The following is a 24,425-nucleotide window of genomic DNA, read 5'->3' as shown; positions in this document are numbered from 1 at the left end:
GTCTATTGTAGGCGAGTTTGCATTGAAATAGACAAAAGATTGTTGCACTTATTTTGAAGAAAATTTTATCTCCGGCAGACTCTGTTATAGTGCTGACAGCAATATTTACCATGTTTTTTAATAGGTTCAATCCATGACGTTTTCTCAAGATGTATGGCAACGCAATCAAGACTTATATCAAAAAATATTAGCATTACCTTTTAATCAGGAACTTGCAGCAGGGACATTAGATCGCAAGATATTTTGTCATTATGTGATTCAAGATGCGCACTACTTACTGGCCTATGGTCGGGCATTGGCTGTGGCTGCGGCAAAAGCCTATGATGCCGATGATGTGATTCAGTTTTCAGAAGCCGCAAAAATCGCCATTATTGTAGAACGCAGTTTGCATCATGATTTTATGCAGGAGTTTGATGTCAGCAAGGCCGAGTTTGAAAACACACCACTGACTCTGGCCTGCCATCATTACACGTCTTTCCTGACGGCAACGGCGTGGTCTGAAAGCTATCCTGTCATTTTGGCTGCCTTGCTGCCATGTTTCTGGATTTATGCCGAAGTGGGCAAAGACATTATCAGCCAGTCTGTTGATAATAATCCTTATCAGGCCTGGATCGACACCTATGCGGGCGAAGAATTTAACACGGCCGTACGGAATGTGATTGCGACCATAGATAAAGTCGCTGCTCGCTGTGATGCGGACACCCTAGCCAAAATGCATGCGGCCTATACCATGGGGGCAAAACTGGAGTGGTTATTCTGGGATAGTGCTTATCAACAACGTCAATGGTTAGGTCTGGATCAGATAAATCCATAACCAAGGAGGCATACGCCTCCTTCTTTTATGAGCAAAGCTAGTTTCTACGCCATTTGCCCCAGTTCAGAAAAATAGCGGCCCCCAGCAGGGTCAGGAAAATCAGGAATTTGGCTTCAAATCGGGCAATATTGAATTGCTGACGATGACTTTTCTCCTGAAACGACTGCTCAAGCTGTTGGGTATCCAGCGGATGAATGTCCAGCGCCAGTAATTGCGGTGTTTTTTCTGCCTCGCCAATCACCACATAAGCCGCTTTAATTTCGAAGTCCTGCGGGTTGGCAATCCCAAAACTGATTTTGGCAGGTGTGCTGGAGTTATATTCCGGAATCCAGTCCATAATCTGGCCATATACACGCACATTATCAGTTGTACCCAAGACCGGGTCTTGTATGTTTTTACCGGTTTGCTCCTCAATCTCATCCACCAGATCTTCAAATTCATGAAAGGAATAGTTCTGGCGGACCGGTAAATGATTTGCGACCAGATTCACCCGCTCTGTCGGATTGGCAGGATGCGCCTTATTAATCATGCCTTCACCTGTCACCACAAAATCGGCCTGACTATTATTCGAGGCAGATTTGGGCACACCGACCAGATAAAAGGCGGTCCAGAGCTGTGCGCCCGAATTTAGGTTTTTCAGCTCCAACTCATACACTTCATCGTGATTTAAATTAAAGACCTGATCAAACCCAATAATTTTTGTTTCCTGTGCCATGAGACTTAAACTCAGACACATGCCCCACCCCAGTACCATCAGTTTTCTTAACATTATTATTGCTCATGTGTTCTATGTTATTCATTTTAATTTATTTATTTGATACTACAGAAGATAATTCCTGATTTTCTTCTGTCAGGATGACCAAAAATGACAGCTTGTAGCATTCTGTTATCCTTAGTTCCCAATCTGGTTCAAGATCACCCTGTGCGGATTGCCTGCAAGAGGTCCTGCCCTGAAATACAGACATAAAAAAGCCCCAATTAAGGGGCTTAGTCGTATATCGTATCGTCCGATATACTGTATGAGGCTCATCTCAAACTGGGCGCATTAAAACATAAATCCATCCCGTTGCCTACTGATACCTCTCGGCTAAAAAACATTCACCACAATTAAAGCAATGAATGCGGGGATGGCCTGAATGTAAATAATCTTCTTGCTGGCGGTTACCCCCCCATAGATGCCAGCGATCAACACACAGCCCAAAAAGAAATTGGCGATCGCAATGGCATAGCTCTCAGGTGCCAGCAATGACCAGAATAAACCGGCTGCAAGAAAGCCATTATATAGTCCCTGATTTTGTGCCAACACTTTGGTGAGCTGTGCTTTTTCCAGACTATTGCCAAAGGCTTTCAAACCATAGGGTTTGTCCCACAAAAACATTTCCAGCACGAGAATATAGACGTGTAATAAGGCGATAAGTCCAATGAGCAGTTGTCCAAGCATCTGATTATCCTTTTTATAATAACAACATCGGGCTGAACCAGCCGCTCGGCTGGTCATTGCTTTTTAATTTATGGCTTCAACAACACTTTACCTTGACGGGCACCCTGTGTGGCTTTGAGCGCTGCCGTTTGAATTTCGTCAAAGCCAAATACGCCTTCAACAGGCAGAATCAGTTTCTTTTGCGCCGCCAAGGTCAGGAGTTCGACAAATAATGCCTTTTTGCGTTCTGCTGGCATTTCTTTGCTCACCACACTGGCCCAGAAACCTTTTACCGTCGCCTGTTTAAAGATCAGGTCACCTGACGAGATCTGCATGGTTTCCCCAGTCATGCTACCAAAGGAAACCAACAGGCTATTTTCACTCAGCAAATTCAACATTTCACCACTGGCACTGCCACCAATGGAATCCACTCCCGCAATTAAAGGCTGATCTGCATGGAGGGCCTTGACTTTTGTTTTCCAATCATCCTGATCCGTTGCCACCACATGCTGGATGCCAAGGGCCTGCATCTCGACAATCGCATCGCTACGACGAACCAGATTAATGACTTGCAGTCCACGCGCCTGAGCGATCATGGCAACCGTTTTTCCCACCGCACCATTGGCGGTGTTCTGGATCAGCCATTGACCCGGCTGTACATTGACAAAATCCAGCAGCATCAAGGCACTGATCGGCATGCCGATCAATTGAGCTGCTGTTTCATTATCAATGGCATCATTTAAAGCAATGATAGCGTGTGCCGGTGCAATAAAATATTCTGCCCAACTGCCATGTACACCAGCAACTGCCACACGTTGTCCTAACTTACTTTGATCAACGCCTTCACCTACCGCATCGACGATACCCACCGCTTCGCTGCCCCCAATGGCTGGCAGTGTAGGCTTATAGCCATAGCTACCACGCACAGTCCAGACATCATGGTTATGCATGGGAGACAGGATGGTTTTAATACGAACTTCGCCGGCTTTCGGTTCAGGTCGCGGCATTTCTGCCAGCTGTAACACCTCAGCAGGTTCACCAAAACTGTGATGGATAATACTTTGCATCTTTTTATTCCTTAATCGGTTGTAACAGCTGTTGTGTGGTTTCCAAGGCCAGATGTAGCGGTGCTTTGTCTTGGGCTAATTTGCTCATCAGGGCCGCACCCAGCCATAACTGATACATCACCTGAGCCGTTTTAAATGGTTCAATGTGCATTGGAATGGAGCCTTGTTGTTGCCCTTCTTGCAGTAGCAAGGCCACACGTTGCGTCAGTCGATGCACACCGAGATTGAGAATTTCACGCATGTCCTCCGATAAATCGGCCACCTCTGCACCTAATTTCACAATCAGGCAATTCTCGGCCCAGCTGCCATATATAGGATCATCAATCCAGGCCTGCCATAACGCCATCAAACGCGCATAGGCATTTTGTTCCGTCTGCTGCCAAAGCTGCTCGACCCGAACTTTATAGTCCGCCATGTACTGTTCCAGTAAGGCACAGCCGAAGGCTTCTTTAGAAGCAAAATAATGGTAGAACGACCCTTTCGGGACATCACAGGTCTTGAGAATCTCTTGCAAGCCCACTCCGACAAAACCTTTACGCAACACCAGTTCAAAACTGGTATCGAGAATATGTTGTCGTGTGGCTTCACTTTTAGCTGATCGTTTCATAGGCATACTATAAATTAATATTAGACCAGTCGTCTAGTAACTTATGTATTTTTATTCTCTCTCTGTTTATGAGTAGTAATCCGCGGTATTGAATGCTAAAAATACAAGGCATACTGCATAAGACAAATGTGAACCAGTTCATTAACCGTCACAATTTGTCGTTTTAAATGTTTTTATACCACTTGAACAATTTTAAATCGTTATCATATACATGTTTTCATGTTCAGCTTATTGAGATGTATTTATGAGTCAAAGTCATATCCGTATTCGAGGCGCACGTACCCATAATTTAAAAAACGTGTCGCTCGATATTCCACGTGACAAGTTTGTGGTGATTACGGGACTTTCTGGCTCAGGAAAATCATCCTTGGCCTTTGATACCTTGTATGCCGAAGGCCAGCGTCGTTATGTCGAATCTCTGTCGGCCTATGCACGCCAGTTCCTGTCACAAATGGAGAAGCCGGAAGTCGATTCGATTGAAGGTTTATCGCCTGCGATTGCCATTGAGCAGAAGTCGACTAGTCATAACCCACGTTCAACCGTGGGAACCATTACTGAAATTTATGACTATTTGCGTTTGCTCTACGCGCGTGTCGGTACGCCTTACTGCCCTGAACATGACCTGCCGATGGTGGCCCAAACCATTTCGGAAATGGTCGATGTAGTCAAGAGTCTGGAAGAAGGCACTGCTTTGATGCTGCTTGCACCTGTAGTGCGGGAGCGTAAAGGTGAGTACACCCAACTGTTTGAACAGTTACAGGGTCAAGGTTTTGTTCGTGCCCGTGTCGATGGTGAAATCATTGATATCGATACACCACCCGAGCTGGACAAAAAGAAAAAGCACACCATTGAAGTGGTGGTGGACCGCTTTAAAGTACGTGATGATCTGGGTAACCGGATTGCAGAATCGTTTGAAACTGCACTACGTCTAGGTGGCGATATTGCGGTGTTATCCTGGATGAATGGTGAACATCCGGAACGTGTGTTCTCGGCTAAGCATTCTTGTCCTGAGTGTGATCGTGCCGTCGCTGAACTGGAACCACGCCTGTTCTCATTTAACAATCCCTTCGGTGCCTGCCCTGTTTGCGATGGTCTCGGGACCCGTAGCCATTTCAGTGCTGATAAACTGATTCCCAACCCAGAGGTTTCGATCAGTCAAGGCGCGATTCGTGGCTGGGATAGACAGCGTCCGTATTACTACACCATGCTGCAAAAAGTCGCGGATCATTTTGGTATCGATCTGGATGAACCGTGGAACAAACTCGATAAAGATACACAAAAGAAATTCCTGCAAGGCACCGGCAAAGAGAAAATCGACCTGAGTTATATTGATGAGCGTGGTCGTAAGCACAGCCGTGTACAAGCCTTTGAAGGCATCTTGCCGCATCTGGAACGTCGCTACCGCGAGACTGAATCGAATTATGTCCGTGATGATCTGGCGCAATACTTGTCGAATGCAGCGTGTGATGCTTGTGGCGGTTCACGTTTGAATGAAATTTCCCGTCATGTTCGTGTTAAAGATAAGACCATCGCTCAAATCACTAAAATGTCGATTGGTGATGCAGAAAATTATTATCAGGACCTGAATCTTGAAGGTGCCAAAGGTGAAATTGCCGATAAAATCTTTAAAGAGATTCGTGAGCGTTTACACTTTCTGGTCAGCGTTGGCCTGAATTATTTGAGTTTGGCCCGTTCAGCCGAAACCCTTTCAGGTGGTGAAGCGCAACGTATTCGTCTGGCTTCTCAAATCGGCGCAGGTCTCATGGGCGTGATGTATGTGCTGGATGAACCTTCAATTGGCCTGCATCAACGTGACAATGACCGTCTGTTGCAAACCCTGATTCGCCTACGCGATTTGGGGAATACCGTACTTGTGGTTGAGCATGATGAAGATGCCATCCGTGCCGCTGACCATATTATTGATATTGGTCCAGGTGCAGGGATTCATGGCGGTGCCGTAATTGCCGAAGGGACTTATCAAGAACTGGCAGATCATGCCGACTCACTGACAGGTCAATATCTGTCAGGTAAGTTAAAAATTGAAGTACCGAAACAACGTACCCAGTCTCCTCGTCCGGATGAAGTCATTAAGCTATCTGGTGCCAGCGGACATAACTTGCAGAATGTTGATCTAACCATTCCCTTAGGCATCATGACCTGTATCACCGGGGTGTCTGGTTCGGGTAAATCAACCTTGATTAACCGGACTTTATTGCCGTTGGCAGCGACTCAACTGAATGGCGCAACCACGCTAACTGCCGAGAAGTTCGATTCAATTGATGGCTTACAACATTTAGATAAAGTGGTGGATATCGACCAGAGTCCAATTGGGCGTACCCCACGCTCCAATCCTGCCACCTATACCGGTTTATTCACACCGATTCGTGAGTTATTTGCTCAAACACCGGAAGCCAAAGCGCGTGGTTATAGCGCAGGCCGTTTCTCCTTTAACGTCAAAGGCGGCCGCTGTGAAGCATGTGAAGGCGACGGTATGATCAAGGTGGCGATGCACTTCCTGCCGGATATGTATGTGCCTTGTGATGCCTGTCATGGCAAGCGTTATAACCGTGAGACTTTAGAAGTCGGTTATAAAGGCAAGAACATTTCTGATGTCTTGGAAATGACGGTGGAAGATGCAGCGGAGTTCTTTAGTGCCATTCCGGTGATTCATCGTCGTTTAGATACTTTAACTCAGGTGGGCTTGGGCTATATCCGTTTGGGTCAGGCTGCAACTACCCTTTCTGGCGGTGAAGCGCAACGGGTGAAGCTGGCACGTGAGTTGGCAAAACGTGATACAGGTCGAACCTTATATATTCTGGATGAGCCGACTACAGGTCTGCATTTCCATGATATTGCCAAGTTACTCGATATCTTGTACGAGCTCCGCAATAAGGGGAATACCATTGTGGTGATCGAGCATAATCTGGATGTGATCAAGACCGCTGACTGGGTGATTGATTTAGGTCCTGAAGGTGGTTCTGGTGGTGGTCAAATCATTGCCGAAGGTACACCTGAACAGGTCGCCGAGGTTGAGATTTCACATACAGGTCGTTTCTTGAAGCCGATGTTGAAGTGATGGATTTTCCCACACTAAACTTACTATAAAAAAGCAAGAAATCCCCCCTCTTTTAATAAGAGGGGTAATGCACTGTAAAATTTAATAAGAAGAAGTTCTGAGGAAAATAATGCAATTTTCAGAAAGATATGGGTTTAAAACAGTTCGTGAGACCTTACTAATTGATAAAATGACAGAGGATTTAAGGAATAGAATTTGGTCTGAAATTTATACTCAATTTCTAAAAAGCTATGAAAAAAATACAAACCAAGAGGCAGAGATTTACTCTTATCTAGTCGAAGATATCTGGAGTAATTTTTGTAAATTACCTGTAGATGATATGAGTAGTGTCTATATTGATCCATACCGACGGAAAAATATTACGACAATTAAGCAAAATATTTTTGATGCGAAATGGTTTTCAATTTATGAATTTTTAGAGTTTATACTTATAAACCCTTTTACCAATCGCACATATTATCAAAAATCTTATACCCAACTAGTAAAAAATATATCTATTATTTTAGAACAAGAGTCTTCTGCATATAGACTTGTAAATGGTTTACTTGTTCAAATAACTTCCGAACAAGAAATTCAATCCATTGAAGAAGCATTAGAAAACACTGACCAATATTCTGGTGTTCAAGTGCACTTAAATCAGGCATTAAAGCTTATGTCAGATCGTCAGAACCCTGATTACAGAAATTCGATTAAAGAATCAATTAGCGCTGTCGAATCAATCTGTAAAATTATCACTCAGGAAGATAAAAATACTTTGGGTAAAGCACTCAAAATCATTGAGGAGAGATATGGTTTACATGCTGCTCTTAAAAGTAGTTTAAGCCAACTTTATGGTTATGCCTCGGATAGTGATGGTATACGCCATGCAATGCTAGAAGAGTCGAATTTATCTTATATCGATGCTAAGTTCATGCTAGTTTCTTGTACAAACTTCATAAACTATTTAATTGAGAAGACAAAATAGGTTGGGGGTAAGAGAGTTTACCCCTCCACTACATTCTTCCCTTTTGCCTTGGCTTTTAACAGCGACTGATCGGCCTTTTCTAACAGCGCTAACCAACTATTTGCCCCGATCGCAACCCCGATACTCACGGATACCTTTATCTCCTCCGCGAGACTCGAAAGAATAATATTTTCCTTACTAACGCCTAAACGAATATTCTCTGCGATTGCTTTGGCTGCTTCCATTTGAATATTTTCCAGCACAATAAGAAACTCATCGCCACCATAACGCACGATCAGGTCAGCAGCCCGTACATGCCGTTTAAGCTGATCCGCTATCATGGTAATCACCTGATCACCAACAATATGCCCATACTGATCATTCACGAACTTGAAATTATCAATATCAATCGCGATCACACAAGTTTGAGACAATCCCTCAGGTTGGGCTTCCAGCGCAGCAATATATTCTTCTAATGCCAGTCGGTTTGCCACGCCTGTCAGTACATCAGAGTTCGCAATTTGCTTGAGTTGTAACTCCATGGTGTCGCGCTGTTTCAGCATCCTTTTAAGTTTATCGATGGCTTCAAACAACGAAAAAAACTCCTCCTTGTTTTTCCGCATTTGCGACAGTTCATCAGACGTGCCCGAAAGACGCAGAATCATATTACGTGCATTGATTAGAGGACCGAAGACCCTGCGCTTGGCATAAATCATGGTAAAGATAGCGATGAGCAACGATAAGCTGGAAATACACAGGGTAAAGATAAATTGCAGTTTTGCACGCCGGTTTTGATCTTCTGCAACCGCAATACTGTCGTCCAGAATATAATTCTGCAAATCCATGACAGTGGTGAATTTTCCGACCATCTGGTCGGTCAGTTGCGTTCCTGAAATAAAGTAAGCCTGATGATTTTTACTTTCATCCAGTAACTGCTCAATGATGGGTAGTCCTTTATCTAGAAATTCGGTCTTTACCCGTAAATATAACCGGACATATTCAGGTGTTTTTGATTGTTCTGGCTGGATGGTATCAATCAGGCCCCAAAGATAAATAGCCTGATGCTGAGTCTGTAATGAACGTGCCCGATTCTCATCAGAAATTTTTTCGTCAAATGTCACAGGTGCCATAATATTTGAAGCGACCCGCCCCGCCTGATCCCGCATATCGGTTAAAATCAGAATGGAGGTAAAATAGTTCGACATTTTGCTATTTTTACTATTCGACTGCACCATCAACCATTTTAAAAGTTCACGACTTTCATCCCAGACATCAAACATGGAGAGAATAGCGCGATCAAACTGGATCGATGTTCTCTGAGACTTTGGGGTATCTGCATACGCGTCCACCACAGTTCGAGCCTGAGCAAGTTTGGTCTTCAAATCTGTATCTAAGTCTTCGGCAATCATGCCAAAACCATTATGTTTTAAGATCTCTATGGTTCGATCAATTTGCGTATCGACAAGCTTACGGTATTCCAGCAATTCCTGACGATTTTTAGCCCTATCTTGTGGCTGGCTCGACATCAGCTTATTTGAAGGGGCACGCTCTCTGGAAATTGTATTCGCAGTCTTAACCAGACTACGTAGGCTAATAATTTCAGTCAGTGTTTGATTTGTTCTTATATACTCTTGATAACTATTAATAATTAAAGGAATGGAAAGATAGGATATAGAAAAAATAATCACAAGCATGCAGAGAAACAGGCGACGACTAATTTGCTCAGAACGTAATTTCGAGCTTTTCAAGTGTTGCCCCATTAACACACCTTACACTTTTTCAAGAAATGATCTCGATTGCATTTTCAACAGATAATAATTTTACCTGAATTTTAAATCACACTACCACGATTATGCAGAGTTTTCTGTGCGTATTAATCTACTACAGAGAGATTCTCCACTTTTACAAGCAAACAATAAGATCTAAGATTATTTATTGAGAATAGTTTTTATTTATATTTCCTGTATAAAATTATATTTACCGTGTTTAATAATTATTATATTAATGATAAAAGTCAAAAAGTTAGATCACATCTGAAGGTTTATTTTATCGAATTAGATCATCTAATCTTATCTTTCAGTTTACCTATCCTCGATTTTTTTAATCGAGAAACCCTATCTTTAAAATAAAAATTATCAATTTCACAAATTACTTTCCAAAGAACATAATTTCATCAAACACCAAGATTCTTTCTTTTAAACAGAAACCCTCAAGGATGTTTTCTCCCCAATGTGAAACATCCTTTTTCGAACCCAGCTTGATCTTAAAAGCTGGGTCTTTTTTTTAATATTATCGGGGCAATAGGCCCAGTTGTTGTAAAGCCTGATACACAATAGCTTTACGTGCTTCTGCATGTTCTGCCTTTTTCATTTCCATATTCAGTGAGAATGCAGTGATCTGACCGTTCGGTTGTTGCACCCAACCCGTCCACCATCCGACTTGAGGGTTTACATCCATTCCCCATCCGCTCTTGGCATAGATTCTAGTTCCCTGAACATCCTCAATCAGCAACATATCTTTAACTTGTTGCTGGGTCGATGAGTCAAATGGAAGTTGTTTTTTCGCCAAGGCATAGGCAAATTTTACTTCCTCCACAGGCGTAATTTCTAAAGGTCCCACTAACCAGAAATTATCGACTTGCGTCCCAATCGACTGATTACCATACCCGACTCGTTTTACTTCACTTGCCATTAATTTCAGACCGATACGGCGAGCCAGTTCCTGATATACAGGCACAGCAGAAGCCTGCATGGCTTCTGCCAGAGTTAAGTCTTTTTCCCAACTGGTAAATGCCCGCTTCTGTCCATCCCATTTAAACACTTCATTCGGTGAAGTCTTATGATGCTGGATACCAATCAGGGCATTCAGCATTTTAAAGGTGGAAGCAGGAATGTAACGCTGATCGGCCCGGTTAAGCGCATTGCCATATGTTTGAATAGCTTTGCCATCATAAGTGACCAGTACACCTGAAGTCTGGATATTTTCAAATGCAGTTGCAATCTGATCTTCAGTCTGTTTCTGCACGACTAAAGTTTGAACGTGTGGCTGAATATTTTGGCAGCCCAACAGTGTGATCGAGGGCATCACAGCTACATATAGAGCGAGTAATTTTAATTTTTTCGGCATGACTAGAAAATTGAACAACACAGAAAGAACCTATGACTATAAGCTTTTTCATGTATCTATACTGTAGCGTTATTTACTAGACAGAATGGGCCATTGCAGACAAAAAAAAGCTCAGCCTTGGGGAAAGCCGAGCTAGTAAAACATTGATGTTTAAAACATCAGAATACTCAAGAAAATGTTATGAGATATTAAAATGCAAATTAGATACCTCTTGCTCAGTATTATGTGAATTACTTCTCGAAAAGTAAAGTTGATTAAATAGATCGGAATTAAATTTCCAATCGTTTTTGTTAATTGGTTATTAAAAATCAGACTTATCGGATATTTTGGGTTATATTAATTTACGCTGAGCGTCGCCTTTTTTTGCATACCCCATCGCACAATATCGAAATAAGGCCATTTTAGCTCACGCTTTTAAGTTCCTTTTTATGACAGAATAAAGACTCATCTTAACGAAAAAAACGATTACAATAATCGAACAAACCAATTAAACTATTTATTTACGACATACCTATTACATTCTATTAAAAGACAAAATATAAGCTTATCTATTTGTTAGATATATGATTTATAAATGGTTGACAACAACCCGATTAAATGTTCACTTTTTAAACAACAGCAAATCACATTTTGCTCATTTATCGGAAGGGCGAATTTATTACATTGACTTCATAAATTGTTACAATACAATGGCTCCAACTTTACTCTTTCTTGTTTCAAAGCTGGAAATCATTATGAAAAAACTCGGTTTAGCCACTGCTCTAGTTTTAGCCATGACCGGCGCTCATGCATACCAATTCGAAGTTCAAGGTCAATCTGAATTCATCAATGCAACTGATGCAAATGACAAAGACTTCACTGGTGCTGCTCAAGGTACTTACTACTTCAAAAATGTAGATGCGTCTAAAGGTCCTTTAGCTGAAGCGGCTTTCTTAAACCAAGCTTCTAATGTTTCTGCTGCATACAACTATGCAAAATTAAGCGGCGACGAAGTTGCAACTGTTAAGAACAACTCTTTCGGTGCAAAAGGTGAAGTTTATCTTCCTACTCCTTATGTACCTGCTTATGCAAGCACTGCATATAGCCATTCACAAACTAAGTCTGAAGGCGAAAAAGACAATGGCGACCGCTACTCTGTAGAACTTGGTGCTATGGTTTTACCTAACTTCTTGGTTGCTGTTGGTTATACTCGTGTTGCTGACCAAATTGCTTTTGATGCAAACAAAGCTGTTGAAAATGGCGTATTCAGCGCTGTTGCTGATGCTGCAACAATTGGTGGCAAACAAGACGTTGTAACTGCACGTACTAAATACGTTGGTAACATCGACGGTACAAACATGGCTTTAGGTTTTGAAACTGGTCTTGTTTACGGTGAAAACCAAGCTTACGGTTTAAAAACTGATCTTTACTTAACACCTAAGTTAAGTGTTGGCGCTTCTTATGCTGAAGCAAACTTTAGCAAAAACCCATTAAATGAAGACAACTTCTCTCCAATCAAATCTGCTTGGGGCGCGAACGTAAACTACTTCATCACTCCAGCGATTGCTGTTGGTGCAAGCTATGTTAATGCAAACGCAAAAAGCTTCAAAAATGAAGATGCACAAACTATCAACTTAGATACGCAAACTGTTGGCTTAAACGCGAAGTTCCGTTTCTAATATTGGATTTTAGCTCTAGCGATAGAACAACGAATTCATAATAAAAAACCAGTTCGAAAGAACTGGTTTTTTATTAGCTACCATTTAATAAAATGAGAATCCAGCTCCTCAATTCAACAGATTACATCTTTTTGTCTTCAATATTTAAAGCACTGATTGCCAAGACGGCCTGAGTACGGTTCTGTACGCCCAATTTACGGAAAATTGCGGTGACATGCGCCTTAATCGTTGCTTCAGAGACTTCCAGTTCATAAGCAATCTGCTTATTCAATAAACCTTCTGCCACCATCATCAACACACGGAATTGCTGCGGCGTCAAAGATTGCAGGCGTTCAGCCAAAGCGGTCTCATCCGCGGCTCTTGGATCAAAGCCTGCATGGCTTGGTAAATTCGGAGGTAACCAAATCTCGCCTTCCAAAACATGTTTAATTGCCTCACCAATATGACTTGGATGAGAAGATTTTGGAATATAACCCATGGCGCCATGTGCGATGGCACGCTGAATAATCGAAACTTCTTCGTGAGCTGAAACCACAATAATCGGAATCGCTGGATATTGTGCACGCACATACACCAAAGCGGAAAAACCGGAAGCTCCTGGGAGATTTAAATCCAGTAACACCAGATCGGGTTCTGCACCATGCTCTAAGCGTGCATAGAATTCATCAACATCAGCCGTCTCCTGAATCTGTGCCTGAGGCAGGCTATAACGAACCGCTTGAATCAAGGCATGTCTAAAGAGGGGGTGGTCGTCTACAATTAAAATATTCATAAGCGCTTAAGCTATCTGCAAGTACGTCACTGTACGATGTTTATTTAAATTCAATCCGTCTAAGCCTATTTTCAATTACAGCTGAGGTCAAGCACAAGCATTGATTTATTTCCTTTTCCCGCAAAATAAATCAAATATTGATATAACCCGTTTAAATCATATTCAATTCAAAAAGCCTATAAAAAATTCTGAATATAAACAGTTGATTAAATCTGGATGCTTTTAAATAGAGCTAGATTAATCGATATATCTATAAAAAAGATAAGCTTGCAGCATTTCCTTATTTTACAGCCCGCATGTCGATGTAGATAAATAAATAGCAATTCGAAATAATCTTTTTAGGCAATTATTATGTCCAATCACAATACGGTATCTACTCCCCTCAATATTGTTGCTGTCTCTGGTGGTTTGAATAGTCCATCAAAAACTGAAAGTCTGGTGCAGGCCATTCTAGATGAACTTTCAGAAGCGATTGATATCAAGGTACATTTCGTCAAACTCAGTGAAATTGGGCCTTTACTGGGTGGAGCGATTTACCGTAATCAACTCCCGCAACGGGTTCAAGATGATTTGGCAGCCGTAGAAGCAGCAGATGCCCTGATTGTGGGTACACCTGTTTATCGTGCTTCGTTCACGGGCCTTTTTAAACACTTTTTTGACTTTGTAGAGCAAACTGCGCTGGTTGATGTTCCTGTTTTGCTGGCTGCGTCAGGGGGAAGTGATCGTCATGCTTTGGTCCTCGAACATCAATTACGTCCCCTCTTTAGCTTTTTTCAGGCACAGACCTTACCGATTGGTGTCTACGCGACAGATCGGGACTTTACGCCTGAATATACGGTCAAAACTGAGCAGTTGGCCGATCGTGTCACGCTTGCGGTGGCACGTGCCTTACCCATTTTAGAATGGGCACCTGCCAAAGGTCAGCGTGCCGCAGCAATAAAAACCAAAACGGAGCAGGCCAATCAAAACCTGGGGATTAATAAACAGATCGAACAGGCTGAGGTCTTGCCTTCCGCTGCAGTTCCAGATCTGGATGCAGCTGAATCGCGTCTTCATCCCAAGTCTTCCAAAAGCCTAACGCACGTCGCATAAACCATATTTCTATAGAGGGTACAACGATGACAATAACAACATCTGCAATTAAATTTGCCTATTGGGTTCCCAATGTAAGTGGTGGTCTCGTTGTGAGTAATATCGAGCAACGTACCGACTGGAGTTATGATTATAATGTGCGCCTTGCTCAGGCTGCAGAACGAAACGGTTTTGAATATGCACTGACCCAGATCCGTTTTACCGCTGGGTACGGCGCTGAATATCAACATGAATCGGTGAGTTTTAGTCATGCCTTGTTGGCAAAAACTGAAAAGCTCAAAGTGATTGCAGCCATCCTGCCTGGTCCTTGGAAGCCCGCACTTGCAGCTAAACAGCTGGCCACCATTGACTATCTGACCCAAGGTCGGATTGCAATTAATGTGGTGAGTGGCTGGTTCCGTGGTGAGTTCGATGCCATTGGTGAACCGTGGCCTGAACATGATCAACGCTATGTCCGCTCGGAAGAGTTTATCCGTACCCTCAAAGGGATCTGGACCACAGACAACTATAGCTTTGACGGCAAATATTACCAGTTCCAGAATTACACCCTCAAACCTAAGCCACTGCAACAACCCCATATCGAAGTATTTCAGGGCGGTAGTTCCCGCGCCGCACGTGATATGGCTGCTCGTGTATCCGACTGGTACTTTACCAATGGCAACAGTGTAGACGAAATCAAAAAACAGATTGAGGATGTACGGACAAAAGCAAAACTGGAAAATCGTCAGGTCAAGATTGGCGTCAATGCCTTTATTATCGCTCGTGATACCGAAGAAGAAGCCAAAGCCGTGCTGAATGAGATCATTGCTCAGGCCAATGTTGAAGCCGTCAATGCCTTTGGCGATGCCACACGCGAAGCAGGAGCAGCAGCGCCTGAACGTGAAGGCAACTGGGCAAAATCGACCTTCGATGATCTGGTGCAATATAACGATGGCTTTAAAACCAACCTGATTGGTACACCCCAGCAAATTGCGGAACGAATCGTAGCGTTGAAGAATGTCGGCGTTGATTTAGTACTTTCAGGCTTTCTGCATTTTATTGAAGAAGTCGAATATTTTGGAGAAAAAGTCTTGCCTCTGGTTCGTCAACTTGAACAACAACAGGAGCACCTATTGGTCGAAAAATCAGCTTAAGCTTTGGCACTAAACAAGAAGAAAAAGAAAAGATATGGCAATACTCTCCCCCAAGACTCGGCTTGGGGCCTTTTATTTTAAGTCGTTGCAATTTCCCGCATCACGGTTTCAACCGAATAACGGCACCATTTGGACAACTGCTCAATGAAATCATTCAACTGCGCAGGATTAAAGTGACTGACAATCATGTAACAGGCATTACCAAGAATTTTAAAACACTCATCTACCTGCTCATATTGTTTGACCAAGTGCTCAACCTCAATAAAAGCCTGCTGATCATTCATAAACAGTTGAATAAACTGCTTGTGTTCATATTGAATGGCAATGGTGTAATTTTTAATGATGCCAGCATCCATCAGTTGGGCAATACGTGCCCCCACAGCTTGCCCTGTACGATGCACCCGCTGGCCAATCTGTTTATGGCTTAAACGTGAATCCTGTTTCAGCAGTTCAATAATTTTTAGGTCGATTGGATCAAGTTCAATATTCATTTTTTCATGACGAAAGAAAACCAGCAACAATGCTTTCACCTGAATATAGCCGATTTTTCACGCTTCCCCTACTCTTGTTTTAACTTAACACTGGAAGTAAAAAACCATGAAACAAGCCCTGCTGATTATTGATGTTCAAAATGATTATTTTAAACATGGCAAAATGGAACTGGTCAATCCAGACCACGCGCTCACCCAAACCAACATCTTAGAAGATTATTTTATCCAGCATAATTTACCGATTATTTATATCCAGCATATTAGCCCGGCCACTGCCAGTTTTTTTCAGGAAAATACTGTCGGTGCTGAACTACATCCACAGTTAAAACTAAACAATCACTCGATTATCGTGGAAAAGCATGTTCCAAATAGCTTTGTAGATACCAATCTACAGGCCATTCTTGAACAGCATCAGGTTGAGCAACTGGTGATTACTGGCATGATGACCCATGTATGTATTGATTCGGGCACACGTGCTGCCAAAGAACTGGGCTATCAACCGATTGTGATTGCAGATGCCACTGCAACCCGTGATCTCGAATATGATGGTAAAACAGTAAAAGCGGCAGATGTCCAGACTGCATTTTTATCGGCACTGGGTTTCTTTGCCACGGTACAAAATACAGCTGATTTTTTAGCAAATCATTAAATAATGCACATAAAAAAGAGCGTTCGATAACGCTCTTCTTCAATTCAAACATGGTTATCGGTTCGGGTACACCGTCGCAATCAAATGATCCACCACGGCCGGTTCTGCCAGTGTTGAGGTATCACCAAGCGTATCCAGTTCATTGGCCGCAATCTTTCTCAAGATACGGCGCATAATTTTACCTGAACGCGTTTTTGGCAAGGCAGGTGCCCAATGTAATGCATCCGGCGTTGCCACTGGCCCAAGCACTTTACGCACCCAGTTTACCAGCTCCTTACGCAGCTCTTCCGATTCTGCAACATCGGCCTGCAAGGTGACGAAGGTACATATGCCCTGTCCCTTGATCTCATGCGGCATGCCGACCACAGCAGCCTCAGCAACCGCTTCATGGGCCACCAATGCACTCTCGATTTCAGCTGTACCCAAGCGGTGTCCAGAGACGTTAAGCACGTCATCAACACGTCCGGTAATCCAGTAATAGCCATCTTCATCCCGACGCGCGCCATCACCGGTGAAATAACTGCCCTTAAAGGTTGAGAAATAGGCCTCGATAAAGCGTTCCGGATCTCCCCAAATGGTTCGCATCTGGCCCGGCCATGAATCTTTAATTACCAGATTGCCTTCAGTCGCACCTTCAAGTTCATTGCCTTCACCATCCACCAAGGCAGGTTGCACACCAAAGAATGGACGTGTCGCTGAACCCGGTTTAAGTGCTGTTGCCCCTGGTAATGGCGAAATCAGGATACCACCTGTTTCCGTTTGCCACCAGGTATCGACAATTGGACAACGCCCCTCACCAACGACTTCGTGGTACCAGTTCCATGCCTCTGGGTTGATCGGCTCCCCGACAGAACCGAGTAAGCGCAAACTGCTACGATCACTTTCACGCACATAGGCATCACCTTCACGCATCATGGCACGAATTGCAGTGGGTGCAGTATAGAGAATGGTGATGTTGTGCTTATCAATCACATGCCCGATACGCGCCCAGGTCGGATATTGCGGAATGCCTTCAAACATCACCGTTGTGGTGGCATTACTGAGTGGACCATAAAGTAGATAACTGTGTCCGGTGATCCAGCCCACATCTGCGGTACACCAATACACGTCATCTTCTTTAAGATCAAACACCTCTCTAAACGTGGTGTTGACATAAACCAGATAACCGCCGGTGGTATGTAATACGCCTTTTGGTTTACCAGTTGAACCCGAGGTATACAGAATAAATAACGGATCTTCCGCTTTCATGGGCTCAGGTGGACAATGCTCATCCACTTCCATAATGGCAAGGTGATACCAGATATCACGTGCTGCATTAAACTGAATCGGATTACCAGTACGATGCACCACAATCACATTCTGGACACTTTCAGTTCCTGCAATCTCTAATGCGGCATCGACATTTTCTTTCAATGGCAGCAATTTACCGCCACGCATGCCAGCATCGGCAGTAATCACCAGTTTGGCCTGACTGTCTTCAATACGGCTGGCCAGTGAATCTGGCGAGAAGCCGCCGAATACAACACAATGTACCGCGCCAATCCGTGCGCAGGCCAACATCGCAATTGCGGCTTCTGGCACCATCGGCATATACAACACCACACGATCACCCTTTCGAATACCTTGTTTTTTCAAGACATTGGCAAAGCGGCACACTTCATCATGCAGTTCGACGAAAGAAATAATTTTGTGTCGTGATGGATGATCACCTTCCCAGATAATCGCAGGCTTTAATGGATTATCTTTAAGATGACGGTCTAAACAGTTTGCAGACACATTCAGTTCACCATCGGCAAACCATTCAATTTTAAAATTGTCTTGCTGGAAACTGGTATTTTTTACCTGGGTAAATGGCTTGATCCAGTCAATATTTTTTGCTTCTTCTGCCCAAAATGCTTCGGGCTGCTCAATCGATTCCTGATAACGTTTGAAATAGTCTGCTTCCGAGATTCTTGCCGTTTCTTTGAATTTATCAGGCACTGGGTAGATGTCTTTCATAGCTTACTTCCTTGGTCTTTTATTTCATATCCTAGATGCTCTCATCTATTCTTCTGGATATGTTTTGTTCTCTTTAGCAGTATGTGCATCATTTACAAGTGCAAACAATGCGGCTTTGGTCGTAGGAATGTTATTCTGTTACGACTAGGGGCTGTTAACATTTCACCTTGCAAGCTAAAGCTCTCAATGCATGGCTGAAGTGTCACCAGTCCCTAATTTATTTTCAAAAATTTACTCAAAATAATTTAAATCTGAACTGCTTGTCTATGCTTTTTCTTTTTAAAATAAGTGATTATTTTGATCATTGCAGCAAGCTTAAAAGATTTAATAAACAAAAAAACAGGACCCACTTATGTTTAACCCCGAAACGCCCACATCATCTCTACCCATCAATGATCATCCGTTGTCTCCAAATGGACGTTTTAATCGTCTGAGCTATATTGGCTGGTACGGATTACTCAGTCTGCTGTGCATGGCTGCTTTTCTTGGCCTGTTTGCATTTACCGGGCTTTTTAGCATGAATCAGGTCAATATTAATGCTGCGATAATGTCGGCCTTTTCTGGCTTTTCGGTCTTTGCCCTGATCGCATTGTGGTTGGTGGCAATGTATTTCCAAATTGTGTTCTTGATCCGTCGTTTACATGACCTGAATAAGACGGGTTGGCTCAGCCTGCTGATGCTGGTACCTCTGCTGCAGTTCTTTTTTACCTTATATGTGTTACTGGCACCGGGCACGCCACATCACAATGACTATGGTGAGGTACGTCCATCACGTGGCTGGGAAAAACTGCTGGCCTGGCTCATGATTCTGGTCACAGTATTGATGATGTTTGGCCTATTCACATTCGCTTATTATTTTGCCAGCCCAGACCTTTTGGATATACCAACACAAATGATTCAAAACACAACTGAATATTTCTAGAACACAACAAAACTTACTGGATAATGAGAGAGATCGCATCGATGAATTTTTCATGCGTATTCGCAAGAAATTCATTATGATTGCTTCCCTCATTGACTCCATCCTTTGCGAAATAGAGATTTTCCTGTGGCGAATGAACAAACAACATTGACTGAGGTCGCGAGAGATACGGGTGAGCTGATTCATCAGGCAGGGACCAAAACTACCCAGACCGTACTCGCTCATACTGAAAAATATCACGATGCCTATACCACGATTGATAAAATCATGGATAGCTTCTGGGAGCGCTTGCCCTATATCGGGATCGCGATTACGGTTTTCGTCATTTTCTGGCTTCTGACCAAATTATTTAAACTGTTTATTCGCAAGACTTTAGAAAATCGCAGCTATACCCGTCAGAATCTGGTGCTGGTCCTGAACCGTGTCGGCAGCACCTTTATTACCTTCTTCGGTTTCCTGATTGCACTGGTCATCGCCATTCCAGGCTTCACACCCAGCCAGCTGATTGGTGCCTTGGGGATTGGTTCCGTTGCGATTGGTTTTGCCTTTAAGGATATTTTCCAGAACTTGCTGTCAGGTATCCTGATTCTGATCAGTGAACCATTCCGTATTGGCGATGATATTGTGGTCAATGGTCTGGAAGGTAATGTCGAAGATATCCAGATTCGCGCGACTTTTTTACGTTCGCCTGATGGCCGCCGTATCGTGATTCCGAATGCAACCGTCTATACCAGCGCGGTCACAGTCAATAATGCCTACCAGCGCCGTCGTTGCGAATTTGTGGTTGGCATTGGCTATGAAGACGATATGCAAAAGGCCAAGCAGATTATTCTGGATATTCTGGATCGTAACCTGAATGTGCTTAGCCAGCCCGGTTTCTCTGTTAATGTCACGGCGCTTGCAGATTTTTCGATTAACCTGACTGTACGCTGGTGGGTAAATACCACTGAAACCTCGACCTCCACCTCAATCAGTGAAATTCAGGAACAGGTAGTCACGGCTTTTGACGAGAAAGGGATCTCTATTCCCTATCCGGTACAGGAAGTCAAAGTCTATCGTGGTGATCAATCTGAACAGGCTGATTCCTCAGACAAACAAACGACCTAAAATATTAGATACGGCTGTTTCAGTCCGCAAAATCCGGTTGCCGATGCTCATTGCCTGGCAGCCGTTTTTTTTGAGTAGATCAACCTCATAGGGAATAAACCCACCCTCTGGTCCCACAACCAAGCTACAGCCATGCTGAATCGCATAAGGCATATGCTGTTCTGCATAGGGATGCGCTACATAAGCAGGTCGCTCGGCATTGATCCAGGTCGGCAAGACATCTTCAACAAAGGGCTTAAAACGTTTATATAATTGGATCTCGGGTGCCATGGTATCGCCTGCCTGCTCCAGACCCAGCGTCACATAATCATCCAGCTGTTGTAAAAATGGCGTTTGCCAATAACTTTTATCCACCCGATAACTATGAATCAAGCTAATGCGTTCAACACCGATCGTCACAGCATCCATAATGATACGACGCAGGACTTTGGGGCGAGGCAAGGCAAGAATCAAATGCACAGGCAACTTTTCCGGAACGGTTTCTAGCCGAACAGGTTTCACCAGAATACACTGCTCTGAAATCTCCAACACTTCGCTAAGATAACGCGCTCCTTGGCGGATGCCCACTTTCAAGGTATCGCCAATTTTTAAATCAAGATGCTGCCGTAAATGCTGTAATTGACGGGGGGACTCAATTTTCCATGCATCACTACCAGCAATCTGCTCAGGTTCAAGTAAAACGATATTCATGGCAAAGTGGCTTGTGCTAAATAATGATCTAGTAACTGAATATGTTTTTGTAAGGAACCCTGATTGCGTTGCAACACCTGTTGTGCACGTTCAACCCGTTGCGAGACGTGTGCAGAATTCTCCAGACAACTCAATAACTGCTGTACCACCTGCACTGCATCCTCACCGATCAGAATCGCTTGTTCAGCCACGAACTCATCCACAATCGTTTGAAAATTAAAGTACCGTGGTCCAATCACGGTCGGCACATCCAGCACCATGGGCTCTAGGATATTATGTCCCCCACCTGGCTCATTCAGTGAACCACCAACAAAACAGGCTTGACTCAAGCCATACCAGAGCCACATTTCGCCCATGCTGTCAGCAAGAAAGACTTGGGTATCCGCCTGAACCGGCTGTTGTAAACTACGGCGTTGCGTTTTCAAATTTAGACGCTGGCAAACTTGAAACACCTCATCAAAGCGTTCCGGATGTCGTGGCACCACGATACAGAGTAAATCCGGATTTGAATTTAAATGCGGTTGCAACTGTTGCAACAGGCTTTGTTCTTCAGGCGCATGGGTACTGGCCAGTGTGATGATTTGACGGCCCGACAATGGCCAATCCTGTTTCAGTTGCCGTGCTTGCGCGACAAAATGTTCTGGCGCGGTAATGTCAAATTTAATATTGCCGACCACCTGACTGTTAGCCTGATCAAATCCCAGGCTGACATAACGTTGTTGCGTGGCCTCATCTTGTGCCAGCATCCAGGTCAACTGTTGCAACATGGGCCGGGTTAAACGGCGAACTTTAGCGTAACCTTGGGCCGATTTTTCAGAAAGGCGGGCATTTAATAAAATACAGGGAATCTGCTGTTGTTTGGCTTCGGCAATCAGGTTCGGCCAGATTTCGGTTTCAACCAAAGCCAGTATTTTCGGTTGATAACGCTGAAAAAACTGTTTGAGTAAGGGCTTCTGATCAACAGGCAGATATACTGCCTGAAATAAATCTAGATAGGGCGCTTTTTGAAACAGTGATTTTGCCCGTGCCTGCCCGGTCTTGGTGGTATTGGTGACCAAAACGGGGTGGCCTAATTTTAAGTAATGCTCAATTAAAGGCTGGGCGGCATTGGTTTCCCCAACGGATACTGCATGAAACCAGATTGCACCCGTATTTTTGACGGGCTGGAATGGACCAAAACGTTCAAGGCATTCTTGCTGAAACAGTGCATCACTTTCCGCCCGCTGTTTGATTTTCCAACGATATAACGGTTTGAGACAGGTCAGTAGAAAGTTATACCAGAACGGGGTTTGCTGTACTGCGTTTTGCTGCGCCATCCGAGACCATAATTGACAATTTGATACCCGCTCATTATGCGGAATTTAAATAAAAAACTCATGCAATTTTGGTAAATTACATGAGTCATTTGTAGCATTTAATACGGCTTAAGCTTCTAACTTTTCAAATACCGGATAATCGGTATAGCCTTCTGCACCGGCACCGTACAGGGTTTGGGGCTGAAGTGGATTCAAAGGCAAATCATGTTGCAAACGATCCAGCAAATCCGGATTGGCAATATACTGTTTACCGAATGAAACCGCATCCGCCTGACCGGTTGCCAGAATACGTTTCGCAGATTCAGCAGTTAGGCCTTCATTGGCAATCCATACACCTTTAAATTTAGGGCGTAATTTTGGCATTAGGCTATCTTTTGCTTCATATTCACGCGTGAAAATAAATCCAATGTTACGCTGATCCAGTTGCTCCACCACATAACCAAAGGTTGCCAACGGATTTTCATCCCCCATGTCATGCGAATCACCGCGTGGCGCCAAATGGACACCGACACGACCAGCGCCCCATACCTCAATAAAGGCATCGACCACTTGCAATAATAAACGCGCACGATTTTCAATCGGACCGCCGTATTCATCATCACGTTGATTGGTGGTGCTTTGCAGGAACTGATCGATCAGATAACCATTGGCGGCATGCAATTCAACCCCATCAAAACCAGCGGCTTTTGCCAGTTCAGCCGCATGTTTATATTGCGCGACAATTTCCTGAATTTCTTCATGCGATAAAGCACGTGGAGTTACAAAAGGACGTTTTGGTCGAAGCAGGCTCACTTCACCTGCAGGCTGAATCGCGCTTGGTGCAACAGGGATATCACCATCCAGTAAGTCCGGATGTGAAATACGTCCAACATGCCAGAGCTGAACCACAATTTTTGAACCCTGTGCGTGCACAGCATCAACAATCTTATGCCATGCCTGAGCCTGTTCTTGTGACCACAGACCAGGCGTATTGGCATAACCCGCTGCTTTCGGACTGATGACGGTCGCTTCAGTAAGAATTAGGCCCGCATTGGCACGTTGTTGATAATATTCCACCATTAAATCATTCGGAATACGGTGTTCACCACTACGTGCTCTGGTCAGAGGTGCTAAAACCAGACGATTTTTAATCGTAAAATCACCTACTTGTAACGTAGAATTTAGTTCAGCCATGATCGCCTCAACTTACACTTGTTGATTTAAAGTGTTTGTTTTAAATGTTCGATATATTGCTGAATCAAAGCTTCATTACGGGTGAAATATGACCATTGCCCATATTTTTCGACCTTAATCAGACCTGCCTGTTGCAATACAGACAAATGATTCGACATGGTCGACTGTGCAACTTTTCCTAAACGTTCGATGTGTCCTGCACATACGCCCCGTTCGAAACTGCCACCACATTCCTGTACCGGTAAAAATTGCTCAGGCTCTTTTAACCATTGCAAAATCTGTCGACGTAATGGATTGGCTAAGGCCTTGCTTATTACATCAATATCCATAGACTCACCACGCTTCTCAACAGGCAAAGCTTTGTTCAGCAT

Annotated in this window: 22 protein-coding genes; 9 read left to right on the top strand and 13 right to left on the bottom strand. The window is 43.6% G+C overall.

What is annotated here, in order from left to right:
• Positions 1–133 precede the first annotated feature (133 nt).
• Positions 134–814: a thiaminase II gene (gene tenA / locus ACNQO6_RS09545; protein WP_440208822.1), complete on the top strand. Its 681-nt coding sequence runs from the start codon at positions 134–136 to the stop codon at positions 812–814.
• A gap of 37 nt (positions 815–851) precedes the next feature.
• Here the strand turns inward: tenA and ACNQO6_RS09540 are convergent, their stop codons facing one another.
• The 4 genes from ACNQO6_RS09540 to ACNQO6_RS09525 all read right to left on the bottom strand — a co-directional run bounded on the left by ACNQO6_RS09540 (position 852) and on the right by ACNQO6_RS09525 (position 3,908).
• On the bottom strand, positions 852–1,583 hold the full coding sequence (locus ACNQO6_RS09540) for a hypothetical protein (RefSeq protein ID WP_440208821.1): 732 nt from the start codon (positions 1,581–1,583) through the stop codon (positions 852–854).
• 318 nt (positions 1,584–1,901) lie between these two features.
• On the bottom strand, positions 1,902–2,255 hold the full coding sequence (locus tag ACNQO6_RS09535; protein ID WP_343581726.1) for a DUF1304 domain-containing protein: 354 nt from the start codon (positions 2,253–2,255) through the stop codon (positions 1,902–1,904).
• Positions 2,256–2,323: 68 nt separating this feature from the next.
• Entirely contained in the window at positions 2,324–3,301 is a 978-nt protein-coding gene (locus ACNQO6_RS09530) for a zinc-binding dehydrogenase (protein ID WP_440208820.1), read from the bottom strand.
• Positions 3,302–3,305: 4 nt separating this feature from the next.
• Positions 3,306–3,908, bottom strand: coding sequence for a TetR/AcrR family transcriptional regulator (locus ACNQO6_RS09525; RefSeq protein ID WP_440208819.1), 603 nt, complete (start codon positions 3,906–3,908; stop codon positions 3,306–3,308).
• Between the two features lie 244 nt (positions 3,909–4,152).
• Between ACNQO6_RS09525 and uvrA the strand changes: the two genes are divergently transcribed.
• Positions 4,153–6,984, top strand: a complete 2,832-nt coding sequence (gene uvrA, locus ACNQO6_RS09520; RefSeq protein ID WP_440208818.1) for an excinuclease ABC subunit UvrA — start codon at positions 4,153–4,155, stop codon at positions 6,982–6,984.
• A 109-nt stretch (positions 6,985–7,093) separates the two neighbouring features.
• Positions 7,094–7,948 (top strand): AbiJ-NTD4 domain-containing protein, encoded by an 855-nt coding sequence (locus ACNQO6_RS09515; protein WP_440208817.1) that lies wholly within the window; start codon positions 7,094–7,096, stop codon positions 7,946–7,948.
• A 17-nt stretch (positions 7,949–7,965) separates the two neighbouring features.
• Here the strand turns inward: ACNQO6_RS09515 and ACNQO6_RS09510 are convergent, their stop codons facing one another.
• Both ACNQO6_RS09510 and blaOXA read right to left on the bottom strand, forming a co-directional pair.
• Complete coding sequence (locus tag ACNQO6_RS09510; protein WP_440208816.1) at positions 7,966–9,687, bottom strand: GGDEF domain-containing protein; 1,722 nt, start codon at positions 9,685–9,687, stop codon at positions 7,966–7,968.
• A gap of 529 nt (positions 9,688–10,216) precedes the next feature.
• Entirely contained in the window at positions 10,217–11,053 is an 837-nt protein-coding gene (gene blaOXA, locus ACNQO6_RS09505; RefSeq protein ID WP_440208963.1) for an OXA-294 family class D beta-lactamase, read from the bottom strand.
• Positions 11,054–11,742: 689 nt separating this feature from the next.
• Between blaOXA and omp33-36 the strand changes: the two genes are divergently transcribed.
• Positions 11,743–12,711: a porin Omp33-36 gene (gene omp33-36, locus ACNQO6_RS09500; protein WP_440208962.1), complete on the top strand. Its 969-nt coding sequence runs from the start codon at positions 11,743–11,745 to the stop codon at positions 12,709–12,711.
• 121 nt (positions 12,712–12,832) lie between these two features.
• On the opposite strand, the gene ACNQO6_RS09495 is transcribed toward omp33-36, so the two are convergent.
• Positions 12,833–13,483 (bottom strand): response regulator, encoded by a 651-nt coding sequence (locus ACNQO6_RS09495; protein WP_004776208.1) that lies wholly within the window; start codon positions 13,481–13,483, stop codon positions 12,833–12,835.
• Between the two features lie 351 nt (positions 13,484–13,834).
• Between ACNQO6_RS09495 and msuE the strand changes: the two genes are divergently transcribed.
• Complete coding sequence (gene msuE / locus ACNQO6_RS09490; RefSeq protein ID WP_440208815.1) at positions 13,835–14,575, top strand: FMN reductase; 741 nt, start codon at positions 13,835–13,837, stop codon at positions 14,573–14,575.
• 26 nt (positions 14,576–14,601) lie between these two features.
• A complete protein-coding gene (gene sfnG / locus ACNQO6_RS09485; RefSeq protein ID WP_440208814.1) occupies positions 14,602–15,708 on the top strand; it encodes a dimethylsulfone monooxygenase SfnG in 1,107 nt (368 codons plus the stop codon).
• A 77-nt stretch (positions 15,709–15,785) separates the two neighbouring features.
• On the opposite strand, the gene ACNQO6_RS09480 is transcribed toward sfnG, so the two are convergent.
• A complete protein-coding gene (locus ACNQO6_RS09480) occupies positions 15,786–16,199 on the bottom strand; it encodes an Lrp/AsnC family transcriptional regulator (protein ID WP_262765910.1) in 414 nt (137 codons plus the stop codon).
• 106 nt (positions 16,200–16,305) lie between these two features.
• Between ACNQO6_RS09480 and ACNQO6_RS09475 the strand changes: the two genes are divergently transcribed.
• On the top strand, positions 16,306–16,848 hold the full coding sequence (locus tag ACNQO6_RS09475) for a cysteine hydrolase family protein (protein WP_440208813.1): 543 nt from the start codon (positions 16,306–16,308) through the stop codon (positions 16,846–16,848).
• A gap of 54 nt (positions 16,849–16,902) precedes the next feature.
• Here the strand turns inward: ACNQO6_RS09475 and acs are convergent, their stop codons facing one another.
• On the bottom strand, positions 16,903–18,846 hold the full coding sequence (gene acs / locus ACNQO6_RS09470) for an acetate--CoA ligase (protein WP_440208812.1): 1,944 nt from the start codon (positions 18,844–18,846) through the stop codon (positions 16,903–16,905).
• A gap of 352 nt (positions 18,847–19,198) precedes the next feature.
• Between acs and ACNQO6_RS09465 the strand changes: the two genes are divergently transcribed.
• Positions 19,199–19,768, top strand: a complete 570-nt coding sequence (locus ACNQO6_RS09465; RefSeq protein ID WP_440208811.1) for a DUF805 domain-containing protein — start codon at positions 19,199–19,201, stop codon at positions 19,766–19,768.
• Positions 19,769–19,894: 126 nt separating this feature from the next.
• Positions 19,895–20,875, top strand: a complete 981-nt coding sequence (locus ACNQO6_RS09460; RefSeq protein WP_440208810.1) for a mechanosensitive ion channel family protein — start codon at positions 19,895–19,897, stop codon at positions 20,873–20,875.
• On the opposite strand, the gene ACNQO6_RS09455 is transcribed toward ACNQO6_RS09460, so the two are convergent.
• The 4 genes from ACNQO6_RS09455 to ACNQO6_RS09440 all read right to left on the bottom strand — a co-directional run bounded on the left by ACNQO6_RS09455 (position 20,855) and on the right by ACNQO6_RS09440 (position 24,383).
• Complete coding sequence (locus ACNQO6_RS09455; protein WP_440208809.1) at positions 20,855–21,565, bottom strand: 16S rRNA (uracil(1498)-N(3))-methyltransferase; 711 nt, start codon at positions 21,563–21,565, stop codon at positions 20,855–20,857. The two genes, ACNQO6_RS09460 and ACNQO6_RS09455, sit on opposite strands and share 21 nt — an antisense overlap.
• Positions 21,562–22,881, bottom strand: coding sequence for a 3-deoxy-D-manno-octulosonic acid transferase (locus tag ACNQO6_RS09450; protein ID WP_440208808.1), 1,320 nt, complete (start codon positions 22,879–22,881; stop codon positions 21,562–21,564). The genes ACNQO6_RS09455 and ACNQO6_RS09450 overlap by 4 nt, the downstream gene beginning before the upstream one ends.
• Before the next feature lie 108 nt (positions 22,882–22,989).
• On the bottom strand, positions 22,990–24,054 hold the full coding sequence (locus tag ACNQO6_RS09445) for an alkene reductase (RefSeq protein WP_440208807.1): 1,065 nt from the start codon (positions 24,052–24,054) through the stop codon (positions 22,990–22,992).
• 26 nt (positions 24,055–24,080) lie between these two features.
• Entirely contained in the window at positions 24,081–24,383 is a 303-nt protein-coding gene (locus tag ACNQO6_RS09440; RefSeq protein ID WP_005403396.1) for an ArsR/SmtB family transcription factor, read from the bottom strand.
• Between the last annotated feature and the right edge of the window lie 42 nt (positions 24,384–24,425).

The organism is Acinetobacter calcoaceticus (genome assembly GCF_051947995.1).
Classification (GTDB): Bacteria; Pseudomonadota; Gammaproteobacteria; order Pseudomonadales; family Moraxellaceae; genus Acinetobacter.
This window is presented reverse-complemented; position numbering and strand designations above follow the sequence as displayed.

What these genes read in the sequence shown, in the direction of transcription:
- ACNQO6_RS09465 (WP_440208811.1), top strand. Translation starts at nt 19,199, where the DNA reads ATGTTTAACCCCGAAACGCCCACATCATCTCTACCCATCAATGATCAT.
- ACNQO6_RS09495 (WP_004776208.1), bottom strand. Translation starts at nt 13,483, where the DNA reads ATGAATATTTTAATTGTAGACGACCACCCCCTCTTTAGACATGCCTTG.
- ACNQO6_RS09475 (WP_440208813.1), top strand. Translation starts at nt 16,306, where the DNA reads ATGAAACAAGCCCTGCTGATTATTGATGTTCAAAATGATTATTTTAAA.
- acs (WP_440208812.1), bottom strand. Translation starts at nt 18,846, where the DNA reads ATGAAAGACATCTACCCAGTGCCTGATAAATTCAAAGAAACGGCAAGA.
- msuE (WP_440208815.1), top strand. Translation starts at nt 13,835, where the DNA reads ATGTCCAATCACAATACGGTATCTACTCCCCTCAATATTGTTGCTGTC.
- ACNQO6_RS09445 (WP_440208807.1), bottom strand. Translation starts at nt 24,054, where the DNA reads ATGGCTGAACTAAATTCTACGTTACAAGTAGGTGATTTTACGATTAAA.
- ACNQO6_RS09540 (WP_440208821.1), bottom strand. Translation starts at nt 1,583, where the DNA reads ATGTTAAGAAAACTGATGGTACTGGGGTGGGGCATGTGTCTGAGTTTA.
- ACNQO6_RS09515 (WP_440208817.1), top strand. Translation starts at nt 7,094, where the DNA reads ATGCAATTTTCAGAAAGATATGGGTTTAAAACAGTTCGTGAGACCTTA.
- ACNQO6_RS09440 (WP_005403396.1), bottom strand. Translation starts at nt 24,383, where the DNA reads ATGGATATTGATGTAATAAGCAAGGCCTTAGCCAATCCATTACGTCGA.
- ACNQO6_RS09480 (WP_262765910.1), bottom strand. Translation starts at nt 16,199, where the DNA reads ATGAATATTGAACTTGATCCAATCGACCTAAAAATTATTGAACTGCTG.
- sfnG (WP_440208814.1), top strand. Translation starts at nt 14,602, where the DNA reads ATGACAATAACAACATCTGCAATTAAATTTGCCTATTGGGTTCCCAAT.
- ACNQO6_RS09535 (WP_343581726.1), bottom strand. Translation starts at nt 2,255, where the DNA reads ATGCTTGGACAACTGCTCATTGGACTTATCGCCTTATTACACGTCTAT.
- ACNQO6_RS09455 (WP_440208809.1), bottom strand. Translation starts at nt 21,565, where the DNA reads ATGAATATCGTTTTACTTGAACCTGAGCAGATTGCTGGTAGTGATGCA.
- ACNQO6_RS09525 (WP_440208819.1), bottom strand. Translation starts at nt 3,908, where the DNA reads ATGAAACGATCAGCTAAAAGTGAAGCCACACGACAACATATTCTCGAT.
- ACNQO6_RS09510 (WP_440208816.1), bottom strand. Translation starts at nt 9,687, where the DNA reads ATGGGGCAACACTTGAAAAGCTCGAAATTACGTTCTGAGCAAATTAGT.
- ACNQO6_RS09530 (WP_440208820.1), bottom strand. Translation starts at nt 3,301, where the DNA reads ATGCAAAGTATTATCCATCACAGTTTTGGTGAACCTGCTGAGGTGTTA.
- ACNQO6_RS09450 (WP_440208808.1), bottom strand. Translation starts at nt 22,881, where the DNA reads ATGGCGCAGCAAAACGCAGTACAGCAAACCCCGTTCTGGTATAACTTT.
- uvrA (WP_440208818.1), top strand. Translation starts at nt 4,153, where the DNA reads ATGAGTCAAAGTCATATCCGTATTCGAGGCGCACGTACCCATAATTTA.
- blaOXA (WP_440208963.1), bottom strand. Translation starts at nt 11,053, where the DNA reads ATGCCGAAAAAATTAAAATTACTCGCTCTATATGTAGCTGTGATGCCC.
- omp33-36 (WP_440208962.1), top strand. Translation starts at nt 11,743, where the DNA reads ATGGCTCCAACTTTACTCTTTCTTGTTTCAAAGCTGGAAATCATTATG.
- tenA (WP_440208822.1), top strand. Translation starts at nt 134, where the DNA reads ATGACGTTTTCTCAAGATGTATGGCAACGCAATCAAGACTTATATCAA.